Below are 23889 nucleotides of genomic sequence, written 5' to 3'. Positions count from 1 at the left end.
GGCGCACGGGTGGAGACTGGTGCAACAAGCCTGCCGACCAGCGCGCGGGGAGCCCCCGGGAGGGCCCCGCGCCCCGACGTGCGCGACACCACGACACCCAAACCCAGGGGGTCGGGGTGCCCTCGGGAACAAGACGGGCCATAATGCTCTTCGTGGCGACTGCAACTGCAACGGCGATTCCGGCATCCCGACTCAACGGGCACCATGACCGGCCCAACATGGTCAGCGTTGGAACCATCATCTGGCTCGCGAGCGAGTTGATGTTCTTCGCGGCCCTGTTCGCGGCCTACTTCACGATCCGGTCTGTCAGCCCGGAACTCTGGGCACAGGAGACGGACAAGCTGTCCATCCCCTTCTCGACGGCCAACACCGTGATCCTGGTGCTGTCCTCGGTGACCTGCCAGATGGGCGTCTTCGCGGCCGAGCACGGCCGCGTCGGACGTACGGGCTCGATCTTCAACCTCAAGGGTTGGGGCCTGCGTGAGTGGTTCATCCTCACGTACGTGATGGGCGCCATCTTCATCGGCGGCCAGGCGTTCGAGTACGCCGAGCTCGTGATGCACGAGGGCCTGACGATCTCCAGCTCCGCGTACGGCTCGATGTTCTACCTCACCACCGGCTTCCACGGCATCCACGTGACCGGCGGTCTCATCGCCTTCCTGTTCGTCCTCGGGCGCACGTACGTGGCCAAGCGCTTCACCCACGAGCAGGCCGTGCACGCCATCGTCACGTCCTACTACTGGCACTTCGTCGACGTCGTTTGGATCGGGCTGTTCGCCGCGATCTACATCATCAAGTGACCTCACCCGTCCGGAACTAGCTAGGAATCAATGTGCGTTTCCTGAACCGCTCCGCAGGCCGCCTCTCCCGGCACCGCCGGGGACCCCTGGCCGGCGTAGCCGTACTCCTCCTCGGTCTCCTGCTGACCGGCGGCGTGTACACGGCTCTCGCTCCCGCCCAGGCCGACCAGCAGGCCAGCAGCACCGCTGACGTCGAGGCGGGCCGCGAGCTCTTCCTCGTCGGCTGCGCCTTCTGCCACGGCCAGAACGGCGAGGGCATCTCGACCGACCGCGACGGCTACCAGGTCGGCCCCTCGCTCGTGGGCGTGGGCGCCGCTGCCGTCGACTTCCAGGTCGGCACGGGCCGCATGCCGATGTCCCACCCCGGCGCCCAGGCGCCGCGCAAGAAGGTCGTCTACAGCGACGAGGAGATCGCGCAGCTGGCGGCCTACGTCGCCTCGCTCGGACCCGGCCCCGCGATCCCGAACCCCGAGGACTACTCCATCGACGGTCTGTCGGAGGAGGAGCGCGAGAAGGCGATCGCCAACGGTGGCCAGATCTTCCTCACCAACTGCACCGCCTGCCACAACTACAACGGCAAGAGCGGCGCCATGCCCCGAGGCGGCTTCGCGCCCAACATCCGCAACGTCGAGCCTCGCCACATCTACGAGGCGCTCCTGACCGGTCCGCAGACCATGCCGAGCTTCAGCAACGGCAACCTGTCGCCCGAGGAGAAGCGCGACGTGATCGCGTACATCCAGTCCATGAACGACTCCCCCGAGATCGGTGGTTTCACGCTCGGTGGTCTCGGCCCGGTGGCCGAGGGCATGTTCGGCTGGATCATCGGCGTCGGCGGCCTCGTCGGCATCGCGATCTGGATCGCCTCCCACACGACCCGTAGCAAGAAGAACAAGGCGGAAGCGTGACCGACAACCACTCGCACGACAACGTGCCCGCCGTCGAGGCGGAACCCATCCCCGACCCGGGGCTTCCCGCGCACACGTGGCGTCCCACCGACGTCGACGACAAGGCCGAGAAGCGCGCCGAGCGTCAGGTCGCGGCGATGTTCGGGATCTCGATCCTCTGCGCGATCCTCTTCCTCGTCTCGTACTTCACGTTCGAGATCGGCGAGGAGTGGGACACCTTCATGGGCATGGGTGCCTCCACCCTGGCCCTGGGCACCTCCCTGGGACTCGGCCTCCTGCTGATCGGCATCGGCATCATCCACTGGGCCCGCAAGCTCATGGGTGACGTCGAGATCGTCGAGATGCGCCACCCGGCCAACTCCGACGAGGAGTCCCGCGAGGGCGCCGTCGCAGCGCTCCAGGCTGGTCTGGAGGAGTCGGGCATCTCCCGTCGTCCCCTGGTCCGCAACTCGATGTTCGCCGCGGTCGGCATCATGGGCCTCCCGGCCATCGTCCTCTTCCGTGACCTGGGCCCGCTCCCGGGCGACGTCCTGGCGCACACGGTGTGGACCAAGGGCATGCGTCTGGTCCGCGACGTCGTCGGCACCCCGATCAAGGCCTCCGACATCGAGATCGGCGACCTGATCAACGGCACCGCCGAGGCGATCTTCCCGACCGAGGAGAACGGCTACCCCGACCTCGGGTCCGGCGCCGAGTTCCAGGCCGAGAAGGCCAAGGCCGCCATCATCGTGGTCCGCATGGAGCCCAAGGAGATCACCCACGGCGAGGGCCGTGACAACTGGACCGTCGACGGCATCCTCTGCTACTCGAAGATCTGCACCCACGTCGGCTGCCCGATCTCCCTGTACGAGCGCACCACGCACCACGTGCTCTGCCCGTGCCACCAGTCGACCTTCGACCTGGCCGACTCCGCCAAGGTCGTCTTCGGGCCCGCCGCCCGTCCGCTCCCCCAGCTGCCGCTGGCCGTGGACTCGGAGGGCTTCCTGATCGCCCAGAGCGACTTCACCGAGCCCGTCGGGGCGAGTTTTTGGGAGCGTGAGAAGCTGTGAGCGTCGACACGAGCAAGGTGGCCTCGACCAACGGGTCGAAGCCCGCGACGGCCTCCAAGCCCTCCAAGGCGGGGAGCCTGGCCAACTGGGCCGACGAGCGCCTCGGCCTCGCCGGCGTCGTGAAGAAGAACATCCGCAAGGTGTTCCCCGACCACTGGTCCTTCATGCTGGGCGAGATCGCCCTGTGGAGCTTCGTGGTCCTTCTCCTGACGGGTGTGTTCCTCACCTTCTGGTTCGTCCCCTCGATGGGCCACGTCACGTACGAGGGCTCCTACGCCCAGCTGCGCGGCATCGGCATGTCGGAGGCCATGGCCTCCACGCTGAACATCTCGTTCGACGTGCGCGGCGGTCTGCTGATGCGCCAGATGCACCACTGGGCTGCGATGATCTTTGTCGCCTCGATGATGGTGCACATGATGCGCGTCGCCTTCACCGGCGCGTACCGCAAGCCGCGTGAGCTCAACTGGGTGATCGGCTGCCTGCTGCTGTTCCTCGGCACGGTCGAGGGCTTCACGGGCTACTCGCTCCCCGACGACCTGCTCTCCGGCACCGGTATCCGTGCCGCGGACGGCTTCATGAAGGCCTCGCCGGTCATCGGCACCTACATGTCGTTCTTCCTGTTCGGTGGCGAGTTCCCGGGCGAGTCGATCATCCCCCGCCTCTACACCATCCACGTCCTGCTGATCCCCGGCCTGCTGCTGGCCCTGGTGGCCGCGCACATGCTGCTGCTCGTCTACCACAAGCACACGCAGTGGCCTGGCCCCGGCCGTACGCAGGAGAACGTGGTCGGCTACCCGATGCTCCCCGTCTACATGGCCAAGGCCGGCGGCTTCTTCTTCGTCGTCTTCGGCGTGATCGCCCTCATGGGTGGCCTGCTGAGCATCAACCCGGTGTGGAAGTACGGCCCGTACGACCCGACCAAGGTCACCGCCGGCGCCCAGCCTGACTGGTACATGGGTTGGCCCGACGGCCTGCTCCGCATCATCCCGGGCTGGGAGAGCTACTGGTTCGGCTACACCTGGTCGTGGAACGTCATGATCCCGATCCTGGTGGCCCCGATCGTGGCGCTGCTCATCCTGATCGCGATGCCGTTCGTCGAGCAGTGGATCACCGGTGACAAGCGCGAGCACCACCTGCTCCAGCGCCCGCGGAACGCTCCGACCCGTACGGCCTTCTTCGTGGCCCTGATGACCTTCTACGGCGTCACCTGGGCCGCCGGTGGTAACGACATCCTCGCGGTGCGCTTCCACCTGAGCATCAACCAGATCACCTACATCTTCCGGGTGCTCTGGATCGTGGGCCCGATCATCGCGTTCATCATCACGCGGCGTTGGTGCATCTCGCTGCAGCGTCACGACAACGAGAAGCTGCTCCACGGCTACGAGACCGGCATCATCATGCGGTCGGCCGAGGGCTCCTACTCCGAGCGTCACCTGCCGCTGCCGCTCGACAAGCAGTACGCGCTCACCGCTCGTGACCGCGACGAGATCTACACGGTCGAGTCCGACACGGACGCCAACGGCGTGGCCGCTCCGAGCACGCGGGCCAACCGCCTGCGGGAGAAGCTCTCGAAGTGGAAGTTCCAGCACAACGTGCAGAAGCCCACGGCCGCTGAGCTCGAGGAGGCGCACCACCACGGTGACCACGACGAGCTGCACGCGGGCGAGGAGCACAAGGAGCTCGACTCCAAGCACTGATCCAGCGTGATCGCCTGACAAGAGGCCCCGGACCTGATGGTCCGGGGCCTCTTGCCATGTCGCGCTGGGACAGCGGGCTCAGTGTTCGCGCAGGAGTACTCCCCCACCGGACAGCTGGTCGTCGATGCCATGGACGCGCAGGGCGTGCCACAACGTGGGCCTCGGTGATCGCCACCACGGGCTTGCCCAGCTCGCCCTCCAGCTCCCGCGCGAGACCCACGAAGGACAGGTTCGTCCCGACCTGGACGACAGCCTCGACGTCAGCGCCGTCCAGGTCGTCGACGACAGAACGCAACCGCTCCTCCCCCACCTCCGCGATCGCGGTGGCAGTCGGGCAGCGCAGACCAGTGATGGCTGCCACCTCGAAGCCCGCCTCGGTGAAGAACCGGCCGACCTCCCGGTCCGCCACGGGCTGGTACGGGGAGAACACCGCGATCCGGCGTACGGACAACGCCTGGAGCGCCGCCCGGCAAGCGCTGGCGCCCGTGGTCACCGGCAACCCGGACAGGGCCTCCAGACGCGCCTCGAACGCCTCGTTGCCCGCCACCCCTCCCCAGAACGTCTCGGCCGACATACCCATGACCAGCCGGTCCGGCCGGGCCGTCATGACGTCGCGGACGGCCAGGTCGATCGACCCACGGATCTGGACGAGGAGCGCCTCGAAGTCCTCGTCGCTGCACAGGCCCGGGTGCTCGATGTACATCGAGCCGGCGCGGTACGCCACCCCAGGCACCCCGGCGCTCCAGTAGTCGTGCTCGACGACGGTGTTGGTGCTGGGGACCACGACGCCGAAGACCGCCCGAGGACCCACCTGGTTCACCATGCGTGACTCCCCCGGGCCACCCGTGGCCCCATGAGGCAGTACGTCAGCGGATGTCGGGTCTCGTGATCACCTGGCACCCCTGCAGGCTAGTGAGTACGCCGGCCTCCGTGCGACGGAACGCTGCGACTGGCCGCTCGTGCTCCACGGGGGCGGCCCCAGCGCAGTCCGCCGGCTGGTGGCAGCCATGAGCGCCCGTACGGGGCCTGACTCGCCGCGCAGAACGACGAGAAAGGCCCCGCTGCCGGAGCAGCGGGGCCTTTCACAGGATGAAGCTCAGTGGGCGTGCTCGCCCCGGTAGTACTCGAAGACCCACCCGATGATGGTGATCATGCCGAACACACCACCGATGATCGTGAGCCACCAGGCCCCGTACGCCACCGAGTAGGTGACGATCGAGAAGGTGATCGAGCACCACAGCGGCCACCACGAGTAGGGCGGGAAGAAGCCCAGCTCGCCGGCACCCTCGGCGATCTCGCCGTCCTCACGGTCCTCAGGACGTGCGTCCATCTTGGCCGCGTGGAAGCCGAGGTACAGACCGATCATGATCGCCAGCAGCGCGGTCATGACCAGGGCCGTGGTCCCGACCCACTCGCCCGTGATGAGCCAGTAGGTGGGCGCGATCAGCACGAAGAAGATCGCGGTGATCCCGAAGATCCATGCTTCGTTCTTCATCGCTTGCCTCCCTTGGCGTCAGCGTCCTCCAGGACCGCGGCGGAGGCCGCGTTCACCGCCCCGGCGTCGATCATCGACACCTCGGGGTAGTGCAGGTCGAAGGCCGGCGACTCCGAACGGATGCGCGGCAGCGACTCGAAGTTGTGCCGCGGCGGCGGGCAGCTGGTGGCCCACTCGAGCGAGCGGCCCCAGCCCCACGGGTCGTCCACCCCGACCAGGGGCGACTTGCGGGAGATGTACACGTTGATGAAGAACGGCAGCATCGACAGACCCAGCAGGAACGAACCGATCGTGGAGATCTGGTTCAGGGTCGTGAAGCCCTCACCCGGCAGGTAGTCCGAGTAGCGGCGCGGCATGCCCTCGACACCCAGCCAGTGCTGGATCAGGAAGGTCAGGTGGAAGCCGATGAACAGCAGCCAGAAGTGGACCTTGCCGAGCGCCTCGTTGAGCATCCGCCCCGTCATCTTGGGCCACCAGAAGTAGAAGCCCGCGAACATCGCGAAGACGACGGTGCCGAAGACCACGTAATGGAAGTGCGCCACCACGAAGTACGAGTCGGAGACGTGGAAGTCCAGCGGGGGGCTGGCCAGGATGACGCCCGTCAGACCACCGAAGAGGAAGGTCGTGAGGAAGCCGATCGTCCACAGCATCGGGGTGTCGAAGGAGATGGATCCACCCCACATCGTCCCGATCCAGTTGAAGAACTTCACGCCTGTCGGTACGGCGATGAGGAACGTCATGCCCGAGAAGAAGGGCAGGTTGACCGACCCGGTGACGAACATGTGGTGCGCCCAGACGGCGATCGAGAGGATCGCGATGACCAGGGTCGCGCCGACGAGGCCGATGTAGCCGAAGATCGGCTTGCGCGAGAACACCGGGAGGATCTCCGAGGCGATGCCGAAGAACGGCAGCGCGAGGATGTAGACCTCCGGGTGGCCGAAGAACCAGAAGAGGTGCTGCCACAGGATCGGACCGCCGTGCGACGGGTCGAACACGTGGGCCCCGAGGAGGCGGTCGGCCTCCAGCGAGAGCAGCGCGCCACCCAGGATCGGGAAGGCCATGAGCACCAGCATCGAGGTGATGAGGGTGTTCCACGTGAAGATCGACATCCGGAACATGGTCATGCCCGGGGCACGCATGCAGATGATCGTGGTGATGAAGTTGACCGCACCGAGGATGGTGCCGATACCGGCCATCCACAGACCCATGATCCACAGGTCGCCACCCACGCCGGGGCTGCGGACCGCGGTCGACAGCGGGGCGTACGCGAACCAGCCGAAGTCGGCGGCACCGTCACGGGTGAGGAAGCCCGACGCAGCGATCAGACCACCGAACAGGTACAGCCAGTAGCTGAACATGTTGAGGCGGGGGAACGCGACGTCCGGCGCACCGATGTGCAGCGGCATCAGCACGTTGGCGAAACCGAAGAACAGCGGCGTCGCGAACAGCAGCAGCATGATCGTGCCGTGCATGGTGAACAGCTGGTTGTAGAACTGGTCGGTGACGACCTGCATGCCCGGGTAAGCCAGCTCGGCACGGATGACCAGCGCCATCACACCGCCCAGCAGGAACCAGACGAACGACGTCACCAGGTACATCTTGCCGATCAGCTTGTGATCGGTGGTGGTCAGCAGGCGGACGACCTGCGTACCCAGGGGCGTCTTGCCCCCTGCCTCGACGGCAGCACTCGCGGCGCTCACTCGTGAGCTCCTTCCTGGGTCTCGGTCTCAAGGCCCGGCACCGTGGTGGAGGCAGCCCCACCGAGGAGCGGGCGGCCGGTCGAGGAGGTCTCCAGGGTGGCGATGTACTTCTGGTAGTCAGCCTGCGAGACGACCTCGACGTTGAACAGCATGCGGGCGTGGGAGGTGCCGCACAGCTCGTAGCACTTGCCGGGGAACGTGCCCTCGACGGTCGGCGTGGCCTGGAAGGAGTTCACCTGGCCGGGGATCACGTCGAGCTTCATCAGGAACTCGGGGATCCCGAAGCTGTGGATGACGTCCGGCGAGTGCAGGTTGAACTGGATCGTCTGGTCCACCGGGAGCACGAGCGTCGGGATGACCGACGCGGTGCCCGACGAGAACGCGTACTCGTCGTAGGCGAACTCGCCCTTCTTCAGGTCGGGATCACGGTTGGTCTGGTCGACGTCACCGAGGCCGTAGTTGAACGTCCAGGACCACTGCTGGCCCACGACCTCCATCACGACGTCGGGGTCGTCGACCTCCTTGGTCATCTTGTTCTGGACGTCGACGGTCCAGTAGAAGAACACGACAACCATGAGGATCGGGGTGATCGTGTAGAAAACCTCGAGCGGCAGGTTGTAACGGGTCTGGACGGGGACCTCGTTCGCGTCACGCCGGCGGTAACGCCAGGCCGCGAAGAAGATGAGGCCCCAGGTGATGACGCCGACCACCATGGCGGCGACCCAGGCCCACTTCCAGAGTTCAAAGGTCGCCGGACCCTGCGTGGTGACCGGCTCAGGCATGGCCAGACGACGCATCTGGTCCTTGTCGGCCTCGGAGCATGCACCCAGCAACAGCAAGGTCCCGCCCAGAAGCGCAACAGTCGCAAGCCTCTTGGGCGCGGCAAAACGCTTGGGGAGTTTCAGACCCACGAACGAGCCTCTCTCTCGGTCTACTTCAACGAGGGAAGCGTATCGCCATTCCTTTCCGTTGTGAGGGGCAGGGTCGGGTGTCGCTCGATGGTCTAGGTTCGCAGCGTGGGAAATGGCGTTCCGGAGGACACGACGAGCGTGACGACACCTGCCCGAGTCGACCTCGACGGCGCCTCGTCGCTCCCCCTGCACCCGGCGGCCCGGCAGACGTTCCGCGCGGCCCTCGACGCGGGCTGGGCGGACCCCCGTCGTCTGCACGGCGGCGCCCGTCAGGCACGCCTGCTGCTCGACAACGCCCGCGCCGTGGTCGCGGAGTGCCTCGACGTACGGCCCGACGAGGTGACGTTCACGCACACCGGCACCGACGCCGTGCACCGCGGCCTCCTCGGCCTGGTCCGCGGGGCCCGTGGCGCGCAGGACGTGGTCCACACGGCGGTGGAGCACTCCTCCGTGCTGCACGCCGTCACCTGGGGTGCCCAGGCCCGTCCCGTCCCGGTGGACGGGACCGGCCGCGTCGACGTCGAGGCGCTCAACGCCGAGGTCGCGCGAGTGGGCGTGGCCGCCGTGGCCGTCCAGCACGCCAACCACGAGGTCGGCACGATCCAGCCCGTCGACGCCCTCGACGTCCCCGACGGCGTGGGGGTATTCGTCGACGCCTGCGCGTCGATGGGGCGCCTCGACCTCCCCCGCCGTGCGGACGTCGTGGCTGGCTCGGCCCACAAGTGGGGCGGTCCGGCCGGAGTCGGCGTCCTCGTGGTGCGCAAGGGCGCCCGGTGGCGCAACCCGTTCCCCGAGGACGACAGGATCGACGAGCGCAGCTCCGGCTTCGAGAACGTCCCCGCCGCCCTGGCCGCCGCCGCGGCGCTGCAGGCGGTGGTCGCTGAGCGCGACCGGGTCGGCACCGAACAGCACGCACTCATCGACCTCGTACGCCACCGGGTGGCCGCGGTCGGGGATGTCGAGGTGGTGGGTCACCCCACCGAGCGGCTCCCCCACCTCGTGACGTTCTCGTGCCTGTACGTGGACGGCGAGGCGCTGGTCACGGAGCTGGACCGGCGGGGCTTCTCCGTGGCCAGCGGCTCGGCGTGCACCGCCTCCACGCTGCGGCCCAGCCACGTGCTGGAGGCGATGGGCGTCCTGACCCACGGCAACGTACGGCTCTCCCTGCACCGCGACACCACCCGCGAGCAGGTGGAGGCGTTCTGCGACGCCCTCGGCCCGGTCGTGACCGAGCTGCGGGCGCGGGTGGGCCTGTGAGCACCTCCGACGCGGACGAGACCGGTCCGGACCTGGTCCTGGACTGCCGGGACCTGCGCTGCCCGATGCCGGTCATCGAGCTCGCCAAGCACGTCGGGGACGTCGAGGTGGGAGCCACGGTGGCAGTCCTGGCCCACGACCCGGCCGCGCGCGTGGACATCCCCGCCTGGTGCCGGATGCGTGGGCACGAGGCGTTGGGCGAGGCCGTCGGCCCCGACGGGGTGCCGGCGCACCGGGTGCGCCGGCTGCACTGACCCCGGGGTCAGTCGAAGAACGTCTGCAGGTGCGGGGCGATCCCCGCGGCGGCCTCCGCGCCGTACGCCGCCTCGCAGCGGGCGAGGAAGTGGGCGCGGCCCAGCGTGTACTCCTGCGTGCCGACCTGCTCCACCACGTAGACGGCCAGCAGGCATCCGAGCTGGGCCGCCGAGCGCAGGTCGAGACCCCAGGTCAGGGCGGCCAGGAAGCCGGCGCGGAACGCGTCGCCCACCCCGGTCGGCTCGACGGCGGTGACCTCGGGGACGGCCGCCACGACGATCGGCTCCTGCCCCTTCTGCTCGATGCGGACGCCGTCGGCGCCCAGGGTGATCACCCAGATGTCGACGCGCTCGAGGACCTCGTCGTGGCTCCAGCCGGTCTTGGAGGTGATCAGGCTGGACTCGTACTCGTTGCTGATCAGGATGTGCGCCCCGTCGATCAGCGGGCGGATCAGCTCGCCGTCACCGAAGGCCAGCTGCTGGGAGGGGTCCGCCACGAAGCGGTACCCGCGCTGGCGGCACTCATCGGTGTGGCGCAGCATCCCCTCCGGGTCGTCGGGACCGATGAGGACGAAGTCGGGCGCCCCGACACGGTCGGCGATCGGCTTGAGCTCGATCTCGCGGGCCTCGCTCATCGCGCCCGGGTAGAACGAGGCGATCTGGGCCATCGAGGAGTCGTTGGTGCACACGAAGCGGGCCGTGTGCCGCGTCTCGGAGACGTGCACGGAGTCGCAGTCGACGCCGTGGCGCTCCAGCCAGGAGCGGTAGTCCGCGAAGTCTTGGCCGACCGCTCCGACGAGCACGGGCCGCAGGCCGAGGTTGCCCAGGCCGAAGCAGATGTTGGCCGCGCACCCCCCGCGCCGGACCTCGAGGTCGTCAACGAGGAAGGAGACGGAGATCTTGTGCAGCTGGTCCACGACGAGCGAGTCGGAGAACTTGCCCGGGAACGACATCAGGTGGTCGGTGGCCACGGAGCCGGCGATGAGAAGAGACACGCCGCGCAACACTACCGGGCAGTACTGCTTTGCGTACCCTCCGGTAGCCAATAGCGTCGGTCCCATGAGCCGATCGACACCCGACTCTCACCTGACGCACGACGAGATGGCCTCGACCGCCGAGATGGTTGCGGACTGCCGCGCCGTCGGCCAGAACCTCCGACTCGACCGCATCGCCCGGGCGGCTCACAACCCGGCACCGAGCATCCACTTCGCCGACTTCCCGCAGGAGATTCCCAAGCGGGACATCCAGATTTCCGAAGCCGCCACTCGGCTGGCCAACGCGCTGCATCTCCACCTCGACTGATCTCCCTCCCTCCTTTCTGTCGAGCAGGCGCAGCCACAACGGAAATGAGAAGGCCCCCGCCAGTGGCGGGGGCCTTCTTCTGTGCCTGCCCGTGGGCAGGAGAGCTGTCTCAGTGGAACGAGTCCCCGCAGGCGCACGAACCGGTCGCGTTGGGGTTGTCGATCGTGAAGCCCTGCTTCTCGATGGTGTCGACGAAGTCGATCTCGGCACCGTTGAGGTAGGGGACGCTCATCCGGTCGACGACGACGCTGACGCCGTCGAAGTCGGTGACGACGTCACCGTCGAGGGTGCGCTCGTCGAAGAAGAGCTGGTAGCGCAGACCGGAGCAGCCGCCGGGCTGGACGGAGATGCGCAGTGCCAGGTCGTCGCGACCCTCCTGCTCGAGAAGGCTCTTGATCTTGGCCGCAGCGACGTCGGACAGGTTGATCTGGTCCGTACGGCGCTCGGTGGTGGTCTCGACCTGCTCGGTCATGTGCGGCTCCCAAAAAGTCGAAGAGGCGGTGTACCTCTCCCAATCGTCGCACACCCCCGGATATTCCCCGCCTCCGGACGTGAGCCTCCGGGAGGCTCAGCGTGACCAGGTGCGGGCCACCCGGCGCGCCAGCGCGCTCAGGGAACCCGCGGGATCCGCGAAGGACTGGTCCTCACCCACCAGGTCGACCGTCGAGTACGCGGCCTCGATCCCCAGCGCGCGCATCTCGCGCGAGCCGACCAGCACCTGACCGGCCAGGGCGATGCACGGCCGGATGGCCTCCGCGGCGACCTCGGCCACCCCGTACGGCACCTTGCCCGAGCGGCTGGAGAAGTCGAAGGCACCCTCGCCGGTGACCACGAGGTCGGCCTCCCGCGCCCGCTCGGCGAGCCCGACAGCGCTGGTCACCAGGTCGATCCCGGGGACCCGCGAGGCGCCCAAGAGCATGAGCGCGTACCCGAGCCCTCCGGCGGCGCCGGCGCCCTTGTCGAGGGAGACCCGGCGGTCGGCCGCGGTGGCGAAGGCCTCCAGACAGGCATCCAGGGCAGCCACGTCCTCCTCGGCGACGCCCTTCTGCGGCCCGAACGTCTTGGTGGCCCCGAACAGGCCGGTCAACGGGATGTCCACGTCGGTGGCGGCCACGATCTCGACCCCCCGCACGCGGTCCCGCGCCGCAGCCAGGTCCACGGTGGTCACACCGGCCAGCGCGGCGCCACCGCCCGCCAGGTCGACGTCAGCGGTGGTCCCCAGGGCAGCCAGCAGACCCGCTCCCCCGTCGTTCGTGCCCGAGCCACCCAGACCCACCACGACTCGGCGGGCGCCGGTGGCGACGGCGGCCGCGAGCAGCTCCCCCACACCGTACGTGCTGGCGGTGGCGGCCGGCCGTCCGGCGAGCAGGTGGAGTCCGCACGCCTGGGCGCTCTCGACGTACACGTCGTCGCCGACCACCAGCAACGCCGCCGGGGAGGGGTCCCCGTGCGGGCCGCGGACGGTCACCGAGACCAGCTCCCCGCCCGACGAGGCGTGCAGGACGTCCACGAAGCCCGGGCCACCGTCGGCCATCGGCGCGAGGTCGACCTCGTCCTCGGGCGCGTGCTGCTTCCAACCGTCGGCGATCGCCTCGGCGGCCTGGACGGCCGTGAGCGTGCCGGCGAACTTGTCGGGGGCGATCAGGACGCGCATGGGCACATCCTTGCGTACCGCGACCGGCCGGCGGGCATGCTGGTGCCGTGAACGACGCCAGGCTGTCCCGACCCGTTCCCGACTCCCTGCTCGTACGCCCGGCGCGGCCCGAGGACCTGCCCGCCATGGCCAGGATCACCGCGACGGCGTACCACGCCGTCGACGTGGACACCTACCCGCGCGACCTCCCCGTCCCGCCGCCCCGCTCGACCACCGGTGACGCCGCGTGGATCGCGCGGAGCGGCGAGGCCCTGCTCACGGACCCGGGCGGGTGCTGGGTCGCCGAGGTGGACGGCGTGGTGGTGGGGTGCGCCGTCTCGCGGGTCCGCGAGCTGATGTGGATCCTCAGCTCGTTCGCCGTCGCCGGCTCCCACCAGGGCATGGGGGTGGGCCGACTGCTGCTGGACGCCGCGTCGGCCCACGGGGCGGGGTGCCTGCGCGGCATGTTCGCGGCCTCCGCCTCCCCCGCCGCGGCCCGGCGGTACCGGCTGGCGGGCTTCGACCTGCACCCGCAGATGTTCCTGCACGGCACGGTCGACCGCGCCTCCCTCCCCGCGATCACCTCCGTGCGCGAGGGGAGCCTGGGCGACGTCGACCTGATGGACTCGGTCGACCGGAGCACGCGCGGCGCCGCCCACGGTGGCGACCACGCCCTGCTGGCCCGGCAGTTCCGGCTGCTCGTCACCGACCGGACGACCGGGAGCGGGTACGCCTACGTCGACGACGCCGGAGCGCCGGTCCTGCTGGCGGCCTCGAGCAAGCGGGCAGCCACCGATCTCCTCTGGGAGGCGCTGGCCGGCAGCACCGAGGAGCGTCCCGTGGCGGTGCGCCACGTCACCGCCGCCAACCAGTGGGCGCTCGACGTGGGGATGGCCGCCCGGCTGTCGCTGCGTCAGGCGGGGTACCTGTGCCTGCGGCACATGCGGCCACCGACGCCGTACCTGCACCACGGCAGTCTGCTCTGAGCGATCACCGGGTCGTCCGCGGGGCGCCTCGGCACCATGTACGTCCCCCTCGCCTCCTAGGATGTGACCATGAGCACCGTTGACCTCCCGCTGCTTCCGCTGGGCAAGGGCCGCGACCTGGACGCCGAGCGCGGCGTCGAGTGCCCCGGCGACCTCCCGCCGGCCTCCGACCCGACCCTGGTCGCCCGCGCCCGGGCCGCCAAGGAGGCGCTCGGTGACCGCCTGTTCGTCCTGGGGCACCACTACCAGCGCGACGAGGTCATCCAGTTCGCGGACGTGACCGGTGACTCGTTCAAGCTGGCGCGTGACGCGGCGGGCCGGCCCGACGCCGAGTTCATCGTCTTCTGCGGCGTTCACTTCATGGCCGAGTCGGCCGACATCCTCACCACCGACTCCCAGGCCGTGATCCTGCCCGACATGGCAGCGGGCTGCTCCATGGCCGACATGGCCCGCCTGCGCCAGGTCGAGGACGCGTGGGACGCGCTCGCGGCCGCCGGCGTGCAGGACCAGGTCGTGCCGGTGACGTACATGAACTCGTCGGCCGACATCAAGGCGTTCTGCGGCCGCAACGGCGGGCTGGTGTGCACCTCGTCCAACGCGGAGGTCGCCCTGGAGTGGGCGTTCGCTCAGAAGCCCGACGCCAAGATCCTCTTCCTCCCCGACCAGCACCTGGGCCGCAACACCGCCGTCCTCCAGCAGGGCATCGCCCTCGACGAGTGCGTCGTGTGGAACCCGCTCAAGCCCAACGGCGGCCTCACCGCCGAGGAGCTGGCCGGCGCGCGGATGATCCTGTGGAAGGGCCACTGCTCGGTGCACGGCCGCTTCTCCGAGGACGTGATCGACGAGCTGCGCGCCGCGCACCCCGACCTGAAGGTCCTCGTCCACCCCGAGTGCAAGCACGAGGTCGTGCTCAAGGCCGACATGGTCGGCTCCACCGAGTACATCATCAAGGCGATCGAGGCCGCCGAGCCCGGCTCGACCTGGGCGATCGGCACGGAGCTGAACCTCGTCAAGCGTCTCGCCGACGCCCACCCGGACAAGAACATCATGTTCCTGGACCGCAACGTCTGCTACTGCTCCACGATGAACCGCATCGACCTGCCGCACCTCGTGTGGGCGCTGGAGAACCTGGTCGCGGGCAACGTGGTCAACCAGATCACCGTCGACGCGGCCACCGAGCGCGACGCCAAGGTCGCGCTGCAGCGCATGCTCGACCTCCCTGGCAAGACCGCCAAGGACTGATCCGGCCGACCGAGGGAACCTGCCGCGGTGACCGCAGCGCCCCGCATCACCGACGACGAACGGCGCCGACGGCTGGCTGCCCGCCACGCCGTGTCGCCCGCTCACCGCGTGGGCACGGTCGAGGAGGCCGCGCGGGCGGTGGTCGGGCTGCACGCGACCGACGCCCCGAGCGTGTACCTGGCGGCCCACGCGCGGGTCGAGGAGCTGACGCCCTCCACCGTCCGCGAGGTGCTCGAGACGGAACGGGCACTGGTCAAGCAGACGGGCATGCGCAACACCCTGTTCGCCGTCCCGCGCGACCTGCTCCCCGCCGTGCTGGGCAGCGCGGCAGCACGCACGGCCGTCCCGGAGGAACGGCGCCTGCGCAGGGCGCTGGACGCCGTACCGGAGGTCGACGACACGGACACCTGGTTGGCAGGAACCACCCGCGACCTGCTGGACGCGCTGGCGCAGCACGGCCCGCTGTCGCCGGGGCGCCTGCGCGAGTGCGTGCCCGCGCTCGACCTCCGTGTCGACGTGGCGCCCGGTACGAAGTGGGGCCGACCGCTGCCCGCCGCCCAGTACGTCCTGTCCTGGCTGTGCATGCGGGGCGTGCTGGTCCGCGCCGGCAACGACGGCCCCTGGAGCACCGCCCGACCGACGTACGCCTCCGCCGAGTCGTGGCTCGGCGAGCGCCCCGCTCCCACCGACAGCCACGACGGCTACCGGGAGCTCGTCGACCGGTGGCTGCGCCGCTTCGGCCCGGGGACGCTGGAGGACCTGGTCTGGTGGCTCGGCTCGACGAAGACGGCCGCTCGTCGGGCCCTGGGCGAGCTCGGCGCCGTCGAGGTCGAGCTCGACGACGGCTCCCACGGCTGGGTGCACGCGGACGACGTCGACGACTCCCCCGACGTCGACGACTGGGCCGCCCTCCTGCCGACCCTCGACCCGACCACGATGGGGTGGCGGACCCGCGGCTTCCACCTCGACCCGCGCCTGCGGCGCCACGTGTACGACTCCGTCGGCAACGGCTCGAACACCGCGTGGTGGAACGGCCGGGTCGTCGGCACCTGGGGGCAGCGGGACGACGGCACCGTGCAGGTGCGCACGCTCCTGGAGGTCCCCCGGGCCGCTGGGACGGCCCTCGCGCGGGAGGCAGCCCGGCTCGAGACCATCCTCGACGGCACGCGGGTGCCGATCACCTACAACTCCCGGCACCTCGCGGGAGACACGCTGCCCTGAGCCGGCAGCGTCAGCGGACGGCTCAGAGCCCGGGGGCGCCCCACAGTGCCATCCAGCGCTGCAGGTCCTGCTCCATCGGCAGCTCGTCGCGCAGCTGGTCGCGCACAGCGATCTCCAGCAGGTTGTCGCGGCGGCGCTCGGCGCCGGGGGTCCCGGTCGGGGCGAACGGGTAGAAGGTGCCCTGCTTGTACAGGTAGACGAGCCCGACGCGCTGTCCCTGCCCCTCGAAGGGGATGACCGAGCACAGGAGGCTCGACTCGAAACCGTTGGCCTCGAGCGCGGTGTTGACCGCGTGCAGGTCGGTGCACAGGCCGGAGACGTCGCCAGGGTCGTCGTCCACCACCAGCCAGGTGAAACCGAAGTCGTCCGCGACGGTGCTCACCGTCGGGGCGGGCGCACCCGAACCGGACTGCGCGATCAGCCCGACCACGTCCGCCTGGGTCTGCGCGAAGCCCGCACCGGTGGCGGCGCGGTAGCAGACGGTGCCCGTACCGGTCGGGGTCAGGCCCATCGCGGTCTGCAGCGTCACGGCGGCACTGGGGACCATGAACAGGGCGTCGAGGTCGTTGCGGCTCCGGCGGGAGCGACCGCGCAGGGCGTCGAAGATCATCGTGCTCCTAGGTGGTGGGGCGACCGAGCTCGACCTGGATGCGTGCGAGCTGCTCGAGACGCTTCTCCAGAGGCGGGTGCGTGGCGAAGAGGGCGCCGAAGCTCTTGGGGGCGAAGGCGGGGGCGATGCAGAGGGCGCTCACGGCCGGAGGTGCGGCGCGCAGGTCCTCGTCGGGGATGGCCGCGCTCGTGCCGGAGATCTTCTGCAGGGCCGAGGCCAGCGCCGCCGGCTTCATGGTGAGGTACGCCCCGGAACGGTCCGCGCACAGCTCGCGGTAGCGCGACAGGATGCGCAGCAGCAGGAAGCTGACGGCGTACACGACGAGACTGACCAGGAGGGTCAGCAGCATCGCCGCCAGGACGCCACCCTGCTGCTTGCCGCCCCCGCGAGGGCGCACGCTGGTGCCGAAGCGCATGAGGAGGCCCGCGGCGATGCCGGCGGACGACGCCACCGTCATCACCAGGACGTCGCGGTGCGCGACGTGGCTGAGCTCGTGGGCCAGGACGCCCTCGAGCTCCTCGGCGGTGAGCGTCTGGAGGATGCCGGTGGTCACGCAGACCACCGACCGGTCGGGAGAACGGCCGGTGGCGAACGCGTTGGGCACCGCCATGTCGGCGACGCCGACGCGCGGCTTGGGCATGTCGGCCAACGCGCAGAGCCGGTCGATCATCCCGTGCAGCTCCGGCGCCTCCTCGGGGGTCACCTCACGCGCCCGCATGGCGCGCATGGCGACCTTGTCGGAGGTCCACCACTGGTAGAAGGCGATGGCGATGCCAGCCACCCCCACGAGCACCGCGGCGCCCCCGCCGGCCTGGTTGCCCACGATCAGGGCCACGGCCACCACGAGGACGACGAAGAGTGCTCCGAGGAGGAACATCGTCAGCGTCATCCGCGCGGTGAGGCCGCGGTCCTTGATGAAACGGCTGCTCGCCACGGGGATCAGTGCTTCCGCAGACTCAGCCCGGGATGAGCCCGTCCCCGCTGAGCAGGTCACGCACCTCGTCGATCGACGAGCCTGCCGGGGGCAGGATCAGGTCGGAGGTGTCGAGGGTGTCCACGTCGTGCCGGCTGCCGTGGCTGCGGACCGACTCGAGGAGAGCCTCCAAGGCCGGTCCGAAGGCGTCGACGTCCGACTCCTTCACGGCCGACTCCACCGCGGCGTCGAGGACGTTGAGCGCCTCGAAGTCGGCGTCCGTGAGGTCGAACTGGCCCTCGCCGAGGATGCGGACGATCATGCCCGACCCTCCTCGCCCTGCACCGGGGCGGACGTGGGCTCGACGTCGAGGATCGGCTCGCCGGCCTCGATCGCCTGAGGAGCGCTGCCCGACTTGAGCCGGGCCAGCTCGGCCTCGACGTCGGAGGAGGAGGCGAGGGCGTCCAGCTCGCGGGCGATGTCGTCACCGGCGTTGATGGCCGACGCGTCGTCGAGGGCACCGGAGGCGATGAGCTCGTCGATCGCCCCGGCCCGCGCCTGCATGGACGCGGTCTTGTCCTCGGCACGCTGGATGGCCAGGCCCACGTCGCCCATCTCCTCGGAGATGCCCGACATCGCCTCGCCGATCCGCGTCTGCGCCTCGGCAGCGGTGTACGTCGCCTTGATCGTCTCCTTGCGGGTGCGGAAGGACTCGACCTTGGCCTGCAGCCGCTGCTGGGCGAGGACGAGCTTGTCCTCCTCCCCCTGGAGGTTGGCCTGCTGCTCCTTGAGGCCCGCGATCTGGGTCGTGAGGCCGGACTTGCGGGTCAGCGCCTCGCGGGCGAGGTCCTCACGTCCGGCGCCGATGGCCTTCTCCGCCTGCCCCTGGAGCTTGGCGGCCTGCTGCTCGAGCTGGTTGACCTGCAGCTCGACGCGCTTGCGGCTGGTCGCGACGTCGGCCACGCCGCGGCGCACCTTGGAGAGCAGCTCCAGCTGGCGCTGGTAGCTGTAGTCGAGGGTCTCCCGAGGGTCCTCGGCTCGGTCGAGGGCCTTGTTGGCCTTCGACTTGAAGATCAGACTGATGCGCTTCATGAGACTCATCGGGGAACGTTCCCTCTCTCGTCATGCCCGGGGCTTGTCGCGAACAACCCTAGGCCCAGTCGCAAGGATGTGTCCCGGGCACCCGTGGCCGAGGTCGCGTCGCGACGGCGTGGAGCGCGGGGGTCGCCGGTAGACTGCGGGAATCCTCGTCCCGATTCCATGTGAAGGCCCCCAGTTGTTCGGTCGCAGCAAGTCAGACACGTCCACCCCCTCCGCGGACCAGGCCTCCACCAAGGTGGGCGGCAAGGGACGTCCCACCCCGACCCGCCGCGAGGCCGAGGCAGCGGCCAAGGCGCGCGCCAAGGCGCCCCGTACGCGCCAGGAGCAGGCGGCCGCCGGCCGCAGCGAGCGCAAGCGGGCCCTCGACGGACTCAAGGCGGGTGACGAGAAGTACCTCACCGCGCGCGACCGCGGACCGATGCGGCGCTTCGTGCGCGACTTCGTCGACTCGCGCTTCTCGTTCATCGAGATCATGGTGCCGCTGCTGCTGGCCTCGATGATCCTGGGGACGATCGCCAACACCACCTCGCAGCGCCTCGGCAACATCCTCATGCTGGTCACCCTCATGATGGTCGTGGTCGACTTCGTGACCCTCAAGTTCCGCCTGAACCGCGAGCTCGCCCGTCGGTTCCCCGGCGAGTCGACCCGCGGTATCACCTGGTACTCCTTCTCCCGCGCGCTGCAGATGAAGTTCATGCGTCTGCCCAAGCCGCAGGTGCGGATCGGGGAGCAGCTCCCCGAGAAGTACCGCTGAGGTACGGCCATGACGACTCCCACCGCGGACGTCTCGGTCCGCGTCGCCTGGTCCGACGACGCCGACGCGATCGCAGCCGTCCAGGTCCGCACCTGGCCCGAGATGTACGGCTCGCTGGTGCCCGGGGAAGCCATCCCCACCGACCCCGGCCCGTTGGCCGAGCAGTGGCGCGCGCTGCTGTCCCGGCCGGCCGACGCCCGGCAGCGGGTCCTGGTCGCGCTCGAACGCAACCGGGTGCTCGGCTTCGTGCTCACCGGCCCCGCCGGTGACCCGGACTGCGACGGCGTCGCCGACGGGGAGATGTCGGAGCTGACGGTCCACCCCGAGGAGCGCGGCAAGGGACACGGCTCCCGCCTCCTCCAGGCGGCGGTGGACACGTTGGTCGCCGACCGGTTCAACCGCGCAGTGGTCTGGACCATTGCGAGCGACGACGCGTACCGCGGCTTCCTGGTCGACGCGGGCTGGGCGGCCGACGGCGCGCACCGTGAGCTCGACCTGGACGGCACGGGAACCACGCGGGTGAAGCAGGTCCGCCTGCACACCGCCATCGCCTGACCCGACCTCACCCGGACACACTCAGTCGCGCGCTCCGAGCGGGCCCCGGACGCTCGCCCCTTGATTTCCGTGTGGGCCGCGTCACGATGGAAGTCTGACCATTCACCCGGGTGAAAGGCGCGACCATGCTCGGTCCTCTTCCGATGCGTCACAAGATCTGGTTGGCGGTGGCTGTTCTGGGCGTGTGCCTGGCACTGGGCGGTTGGTTGGGCGCGATGCCCGGCGTGCCGTTCGCGGTGGGTCTGGGCGCCCTGCTCGGCGTGGTCGTCGGAGCGGTTCTGGTCTACCTGCTCGTGCACACCACCCACGGCGGGCCCGTCGGACGCGGCCCCGGCCGTCCCGCCTGATCCCTCCCCCGGCCCGCACCCGGCGATGACGGGGACCGGAGCGTCACCTACGGTGGCGCCATGTCCCCCTCCGACCCCGTGACCTTCGAGGCGCCGCTCGCGCCGGGGGAACGGTCCTCGATCATCTCCGAGGGCGTCGCGGTCGGCCTGGCCACTGCTGCGTACGGGGTCAGTTTCGGCGCGATCTCAACCGCTGCCGGCCTCAGCGTCCTGCAGACCTGCGCCCTCTCGCTGCTGATGTTCACTGGCGCCTCCCAGTTCGCCCTGGTCGGTGTGGTGGCCGCGGGCGGAGCACCGCTGTCGGGCGCCGCGACCGCCGTCATGCTCGGCACCCGCAACACGCTGTACGGCCTGAAGCTCGCGCCGATGCTGGGCTGGCGCGGGTGGCGCCGGGCGGCGGCCGCCCAGATCCTCCTCGACGAGTCGACGGCGATGAGCGTGAACCGACCCACCCGCGCCGCGGTGCGGGTCGGGTTCCTCAGCACGGGTCTGGCCGTGTTCGTCCTCTGGAACATCGCCACGCTGCTGGGCGCCCTCGCCGGCGAGGTGCTCGGCGACCCGCGGGCCTACGGCCTCGACGCCGCCGTCGGTGCCGCCTTCCTCGCGCTTCTCTGGCCGCGGCTGCGGGACTCCCGCAACCGCATGGTCTCCCTGGGCGCCGCAGCCGTCGCGCTGGCGCTGGTCCCCGTGGCCCCCGCAGGAGTTCCTGTCCTCGCAGCGGCCGGCGTGGCCCTGCTCGTCGGGCTCCTGACCTCGGGCCCGGACACGACCGAGATCCCGGGCACCGACGACGTGGCGGGGGGCCGGGGATGATCTGGACGGCTGTGATCCTCGCCGGTGTGGGCTGCTACCTGCTCAAGCTCGCCGGGCTCTCGCTCCCCGAGCGCGTCCTGGCGCACCCGGTGGTCGAACGCGTCGCCGACCTCATCCCGGTGGCTCTGCTGGGCGCTCTTGTCGCGGTCCAGGTGTGGAGCTCGGGGGCGAGCCTGACCGTGGACGCGCGCACCGGAGGGCTCGCCTTCGCCCTGGTGGCGCTCCTGCTGCGCGCGCCCTTCCTGGTCGTCGTCCTCGGGGCCGCCCTCACCGCGGCGCTGATCCGGCTGGTCTGACTCCTGGAGGTTGCCCGGGTCAGGCGAGGTCGAGGAAGTGCTCGAGGCCGACCGTCAGCCCCGGGTGGTCACCGATCGCCCGCAGCCCGGCCAGCACGCCGGGGCTGAACGAGGCCCGGTCGAGGGAGTCGTGCCGGATGGTCAGGGTCTCCCCCAGCTGGCCCAGAACGACCTCCTGGTGGGCCACCAGACCGCGGATGCGCAGCCCGTGGACCCGGACCCCGTCCACGTCGGCGCCGCGGGCTCCGTCGAGCGAGGTGCTGGTCGCGTCCGGCATCGCCGGGGAACCCGCCTCGCGACGGGCGGCGGCGATCATCTCGGCCGTACGACGGGCCGTGCCCGACGGGGCGTCGGCCTTGTCGGGGTGGTGCAGCTCCACCACCTCGACGGAGTCGAAGAACGGGGCGGCCTTCGCCGCGAACTGCATCATCAGGATCGCGCCGATGGAGAAGTTGGGGGCGATCAGGACGCCCGTGCCCGGCGACGCGTCGAGCCAGCCCTGCAGCTGGTCGAGGCGGGACTGGTCGAAGCCCGTGGTGCCCACGACCGCGTGGATCCCGTGGCCCACGCAGAACTCGAGGTTGCCCATGACGACGTCGGGGTGGGTGAAGTCGACGACGGCCTGGGCCCCGCTGCGCACGAGCTCCTCGATGTCGTCGCCTGCGTCGACGGCCGCCACCAGCTCCGTGTCCGGGGCCGCCTCGACGGCCCTGCAGATCTCGCTGCCGACCTTGCCGCGTGCTCCCAGCACGCCCACCTTCATCGCGTCACTCACGTGGTCCAACCTATCGTCGCAGCGAGAACAGGGGTGGCGGTGGCTGACTGTCGGACCCGCTAGTGGCAGGCTTGGCCCCATGCCAACCCAGCCGATCCCCCCTCGCATCAAGTGGGCCGTCGACCTCATGGACGTCCAACCGGCCGACCAGGTCCTCGAGATCGGCTGCGGCCCGGGCCACGCGGCCGAGGCGATCTGCAGCAAGCTCGAGACCGGCAAGCTCTTCGCCATCGACCGTTCCGAGAGCGGCGTCGACCGCACCAAGCGTCGATGCGCGCGCTTCGTCGAGGCCGGCCGCCTCGTCGTGCGTCAGATCGACCTCGCGACCCTGCGGGTGCCGGTCAAGCGGCTCAACAAGGTCTTCGCCTTCAACGTGAACCTCTTCTGGGGCCGCGACGCCCACGACGAGGTGGCGCTGCTGCACGAGCGCATCGTCCCCGGCGGGGCCGTCTACCTTTTCTACGAGGCCACCCGCCCCGAGGCCGTCCCGGACATCGTGCGCAAGGCCTCCGAGAACCTGCTCAGCTCCGGCTTCAGGGTCTCGGTCGTCGAGCAGAAGAACCCGCCCGTCATCGGTCTCATCGGGAAGCGCTGACGCCCCGCTCCCCTGACGGGAACGGGGCGCCGCTGCGCTGGTCCGTACGGCTCAGTCCTCCGCGGGCGTCTCCGTGGGGCCGACGACAGCCAGAATCTCGGGCTGGCTGAACAGCTCCTTGGCGATCTCGCAGACCTGCTCGTGGGTCACCGCGTCGATGCGCGCGAGGACGTCGTCGATGCTGAGCATCTCGTCGTACACGAGCTCGGCCTTCCCGAGACGCGACATGCGCGACCCCGAGTCCTCGAGCCCGAGCACCAGACCGCCCTTGAGCTGGCCCTTGCCGCGGTCGACCTCCTCGGGCGTGATGCCCTCGGCGGCCACCTTGGCGAGCTCGCGCCGGATCGTGGCCAGGACCTCGTCCCGCTTGCTCGGCAGGCAACCGACCGCGACGCCGACCAGGCCGGCGTCCGAGTGATGGCTGGCGAACGAGTAGACCGAGTACGCCAGGCCTCGGATCTCACGCACCTCCTGGAACATGCGCGACGACGTGCCACCGCCCAGCGCCGTGTTGAGGACGCCGAGGGCGTACCGGCGGGGGTCGGTGCGCGAGATGCCGTTGGTCCCGACGACCAGGTTGACCTGCTCCAGGGGGCGGGTGGTCTCGATGCCCCCCGGCTGCATGGGGCGGAGCCGCTCACTGGTCCGGGGCGGCAGGGGCACCGCCTGGACGTCGGC

At 70.0% G+C, this 23889-nt stretch carries 28 protein-coding genes and 1 pseudogene; 16 read left to right on the top strand and 13 right to left on the bottom strand.

Annotation, left to right across the window (positions count from 1 at the left end; all coding sequences use genetic code 11):
• Positions 1-143 precede the first annotated feature (143 nt).
• Genes ctaE through qcrB form a run of 4 tightly spaced genes read left to right on the top strand, consistent with a single transcriptional unit; the run spans position 144 to position 4451 of the window.
• On the top strand, positions 144-800 hold the full coding sequence (ctaE, locus tag ACI379_RS09900; protein WP_439791910.1) for an aa3-type cytochrome oxidase subunit III: 657 nt from the start codon (positions 144-146) through the stop codon (positions 798-800).
• Between the two features lie 32 nt (positions 801-832).
• Entirely contained in the window at positions 833-1705 is an 873-nt protein-coding gene (qcrC, locus tag ACI379_RS09895) for a cytochrome bc1 complex diheme cytochrome c subunit (RefSeq protein WP_439791909.1), read from the top strand.
• Entirely contained in the window at positions 1702-2754 is a 1053-nt protein-coding gene (qcrA, locus tag ACI379_RS09890) for a cytochrome bc1 complex Rieske iron-sulfur subunit (protein WP_439791908.1), read from the top strand. The genes qcrC and qcrA overlap by 4 nt, the downstream gene beginning before the upstream one ends.
• Positions 2751-4451 carry a cytochrome bc1 complex cytochrome b subunit gene (gene qcrB / locus ACI379_RS09885; protein WP_439791907.1) on the top strand — a complete coding sequence of 567 codons (1701 nt, stop codon included), beginning with the start codon at positions 2751-2753 and terminating at the stop codon, positions 4449-4451. Before qcrA ends, qcrB begins: the two co-directional genes overlap by 4 nt.
• 169 nt (positions 4452-4620) lie before the next feature.
• Here qcrB and ACI379_RS09880 read toward each other — a convergent pair.
• The 4 genes and pseudogenes from ACI379_RS09880 to ctaC form a co-directional block, all read right to left on the bottom strand.
• Positions 4621-5025 (bottom strand): annotated as a pseudogene (locus ACI379_RS09880) (maleate cis-trans isomerase family protein); the annotation flags it as partial.
• A gap of 522 nt (positions 5026-5547) precedes the next feature.
• Positions 5548-5946, bottom strand: coding sequence for a cytochrome c oxidase subunit 4 (locus ACI379_RS09875; protein WP_439791906.1), 399 nt, complete (start codon positions 5944-5946; stop codon positions 5548-5550).
• Positions 5943-7646 (bottom strand): aa3-type cytochrome oxidase subunit I, encoded by a 1704-nt coding sequence (ctaD, locus tag ACI379_RS09870; protein ID WP_439791905.1) that lies wholly within the window; start codon positions 7644-7646, stop codon positions 5943-5945. Before ctaD ends, ACI379_RS09875 begins: the two co-directional genes overlap by 4 nt.
• Positions 7643-8557 carry an aa3-type cytochrome oxidase subunit II gene (gene ctaC / locus ACI379_RS09865; protein ID WP_439791904.1) on the bottom strand — a complete coding sequence of 305 codons (915 nt, stop codon included), beginning with the start codon at positions 8555-8557 and terminating at the stop codon, positions 7643-7645. The genes ctaD and ctaC overlap by 4 nt, the downstream gene beginning before the upstream one ends.
• 138 nt (positions 8558-8695) lie before the next feature.
• Between ctaC and ACI379_RS09860 the strand changes: the two genes are divergently transcribed.
• Together ACI379_RS09860 and ACI379_RS09855 are read left to right on the top strand one after the other, a co-directional pair.
• On the top strand, positions 8696-9814 hold the full coding sequence (locus ACI379_RS09860) for a cysteine desulfurase family protein (RefSeq protein WP_439791903.1): 1119 nt from the start codon (positions 8696-8698) through the stop codon (positions 9812-9814).
• Positions 9811-10068, top strand: a complete 258-nt coding sequence (locus ACI379_RS09855) for a sulfurtransferase TusA family protein (protein WP_439791902.1) — start codon at positions 9811-9813, stop codon at positions 10066-10068. The genes ACI379_RS09860 and ACI379_RS09855 overlap by 4 nt, the downstream gene beginning before the upstream one ends.
• Before the next feature lie 8 nt (positions 10069-10076).
• Here ACI379_RS09855 and ACI379_RS09850 read toward each other — a convergent pair whose 3' ends face one another.
• Positions 10077-11063, bottom strand: coding sequence for a carbohydrate kinase family protein (locus ACI379_RS09850; protein WP_439791901.1), 987 nt, complete (start codon positions 11061-11063; stop codon positions 10077-10079).
• 64 nt (positions 11064-11127) lie between these two features.
• Between ACI379_RS09850 and ACI379_RS09845 the strand changes: the two genes are divergently transcribed.
• Positions 11128-11370 carry a hypothetical protein gene (locus ACI379_RS09845; RefSeq protein ID WP_439791900.1) on the top strand — a complete coding sequence of 81 codons (243 nt, stop codon included), beginning with the start codon at positions 11128-11130 and terminating at the stop codon, positions 11368-11370.
• A 109-nt stretch (positions 11371-11479) separates the two neighbouring features.
• On the opposite strand, the gene erpA is transcribed toward ACI379_RS09845, so the two are convergent.
• Together erpA and ACI379_RS09835 are read right to left on the bottom strand one after the other, a co-directional pair.
• Positions 11480-11842 carry an iron-sulfur cluster insertion protein ErpA gene (erpA, locus tag ACI379_RS09840; protein ID WP_439791899.1) on the bottom strand — a complete coding sequence of 121 codons (363 nt, stop codon included), beginning with the start codon at positions 11840-11842 and terminating at the stop codon, positions 11480-11482.
• Between the two features lie 96 nt (positions 11843-11938).
• Positions 11939-13024 (bottom strand): glycerate kinase family protein, encoded by a 1086-nt coding sequence (locus ACI379_RS09835; protein ID WP_439791898.1) that lies wholly within the window; start codon positions 13022-13024, stop codon positions 11939-11941.
• Positions 13025-13071: 47 nt separating this feature from the next.
• Between ACI379_RS09835 and ACI379_RS09830 the strand changes: the two genes are divergently transcribed.
• The 3 genes from ACI379_RS09830 (at position 13072) to ACI379_RS09820 (ending at position 16452) form a co-directional block, all read left to right on the top strand.
• Positions 13072-13989, top strand: coding sequence for a GNAT family N-acetyltransferase (locus ACI379_RS09830; RefSeq protein ID WP_439791897.1), 918 nt, complete (start codon positions 13072-13074; stop codon positions 13987-13989).
• A 69-nt stretch (positions 13990-14058) separates the two neighbouring features.
• Positions 14059-15231: a quinolinate synthase NadA gene (nadA, locus tag ACI379_RS09825; protein ID WP_439791896.1), complete on the top strand. Its 1173-nt coding sequence runs from the start codon at positions 14059-14061 to the stop codon at positions 15229-15231.
• A 27-nt stretch (positions 15232-15258) separates the two neighbouring features.
• Positions 15259-16452, top strand: a complete 1194-nt coding sequence (locus tag ACI379_RS09820) for a winged helix DNA-binding domain-containing protein (RefSeq protein ID WP_439791895.1) — start codon at positions 15259-15261, stop codon at positions 16450-16452.
• A gap of 22 nt (positions 16453-16474) precedes the next feature.
• On the opposite strand, the gene pspAB is transcribed toward ACI379_RS09820, so the two are convergent.
• From pspAB to ACI379_RS09800, 4 genes are read right to left on the bottom strand one after another with little or no spacing between them, the layout of a single operon-like run.
• Positions 16475-17062: a PspA-associated protein PspAB gene (gene pspAB / locus ACI379_RS09815; protein ID WP_439791894.1), complete on the bottom strand. Its 588-nt coding sequence runs from the start codon at positions 17060-17062 to the stop codon at positions 16475-16477.
• 7 nt (positions 17063-17069) lie between these two features.
• Entirely contained in the window at positions 17070-17996 is a 927-nt protein-coding gene (gene htpX, locus ACI379_RS09810; protein ID WP_439791893.1) for a zinc metalloprotease HtpX, read from the bottom strand.
• A 22-nt stretch (positions 17997-18018) separates the two neighbouring features.
• Positions 18019-18297: a PspA-associated protein PspAA gene (pspAA, locus tag ACI379_RS09805; RefSeq protein ID WP_439791892.1), complete on the bottom strand. Its 279-nt coding sequence runs from the start codon at positions 18295-18297 to the stop codon at positions 18019-18021.
• A complete protein-coding gene (locus ACI379_RS09800; RefSeq protein ID WP_439791891.1) occupies positions 18294-19076 on the bottom strand; it encodes a PspA/IM30 family protein in 783 nt (260 codons plus the stop codon). Before ACI379_RS09800 ends, pspAA begins: the two co-directional genes overlap by 4 nt.
• A gap of 175 nt (positions 19077-19251) precedes the next feature.
• Here ACI379_RS09800 and ACI379_RS09795 point away from each other — a divergent pair, with 175 nt between their 5' ends.
• The 5 genes from ACI379_RS09795 to ACI379_RS09775 all read left to right on the top strand — a co-directional run bounded on the left by ACI379_RS09795 (position 19252) and on the right by ACI379_RS09775 (position 21841).
• Positions 19252-19830, top strand: coding sequence for a DUF3043 domain-containing protein (locus tag ACI379_RS09795; RefSeq protein WP_439791890.1), 579 nt, complete (start codon positions 19252-19254; stop codon positions 19828-19830).
• A gap of 9 nt (positions 19831-19839) precedes the next feature.
• Positions 19840-20385, top strand: a complete 546-nt coding sequence (locus tag ACI379_RS09790) for a GNAT family N-acetyltransferase (RefSeq protein ID WP_439791889.1) — start codon at positions 19840-19842, stop codon at positions 20383-20385.
• Between the two features lie 125 nt (positions 20386-20510).
• Positions 20511-20732, top strand: coding sequence for a hypothetical protein (locus ACI379_RS09785; protein WP_439791888.1), 222 nt, complete (start codon positions 20511-20513; stop codon positions 20730-20732).
• A gap of 60 nt (positions 20733-20792) precedes the next feature.
• Entirely contained in the window at positions 20793-21545 is a 753-nt protein-coding gene (locus tag ACI379_RS09780) for an AzlC family ABC transporter permease (RefSeq protein WP_439791887.1), read from the top strand.
• A complete protein-coding gene (locus ACI379_RS09775) occupies positions 21542-21841 on the top strand; it encodes an AzlD domain-containing protein (protein ID WP_439791886.1) in 300 nt (99 codons plus the stop codon). Before ACI379_RS09780 ends, ACI379_RS09775 begins: the two co-directional genes overlap by 4 nt.
• 19 nt (positions 21842-21860) lie before the next feature.
• Here ACI379_RS09775 and dapB read toward each other — a convergent pair whose 3' ends face one another.
• Positions 21861-22604 carry a 4-hydroxy-tetrahydrodipicolinate reductase gene (dapB, locus tag ACI379_RS09770; RefSeq protein ID WP_439791919.1) on the bottom strand — a complete coding sequence of 248 codons (744 nt, stop codon included), beginning with the start codon at positions 22602-22604 and terminating at the stop codon, positions 21861-21863.
• Positions 22605-22695: 91 nt separating this feature from the next.
• Between dapB and ACI379_RS09765 the strand changes: the two genes are divergently transcribed.
• Entirely contained in the window at positions 22696-23211 is a 516-nt protein-coding gene (locus tag ACI379_RS09765) for a class I SAM-dependent methyltransferase (protein WP_439791885.1), read from the top strand.
• A gap of 51 nt (positions 23212-23262) precedes the next feature.
• On the opposite strand, the gene ACI379_RS09760 is transcribed toward ACI379_RS09765, so the two are convergent.
• The coding region (locus ACI379_RS09760; protein WP_439791884.1) for a M16 family metallopeptidase at positions 23263-23889 on the bottom strand (627 nt) is incomplete at its 5' end.

This window comes from Nocardioides sp. (assembly GCF_051876515.1).
GTDB lineage: Bacteria > Actinomycetota > Actinomycetes > Propionibacteriales > Nocardioidaceae > Nocardioides.
Note: the sequence above shows the minus strand (reverse complement) of the source record. Positions and strands in the feature narration are given on the sequence as shown.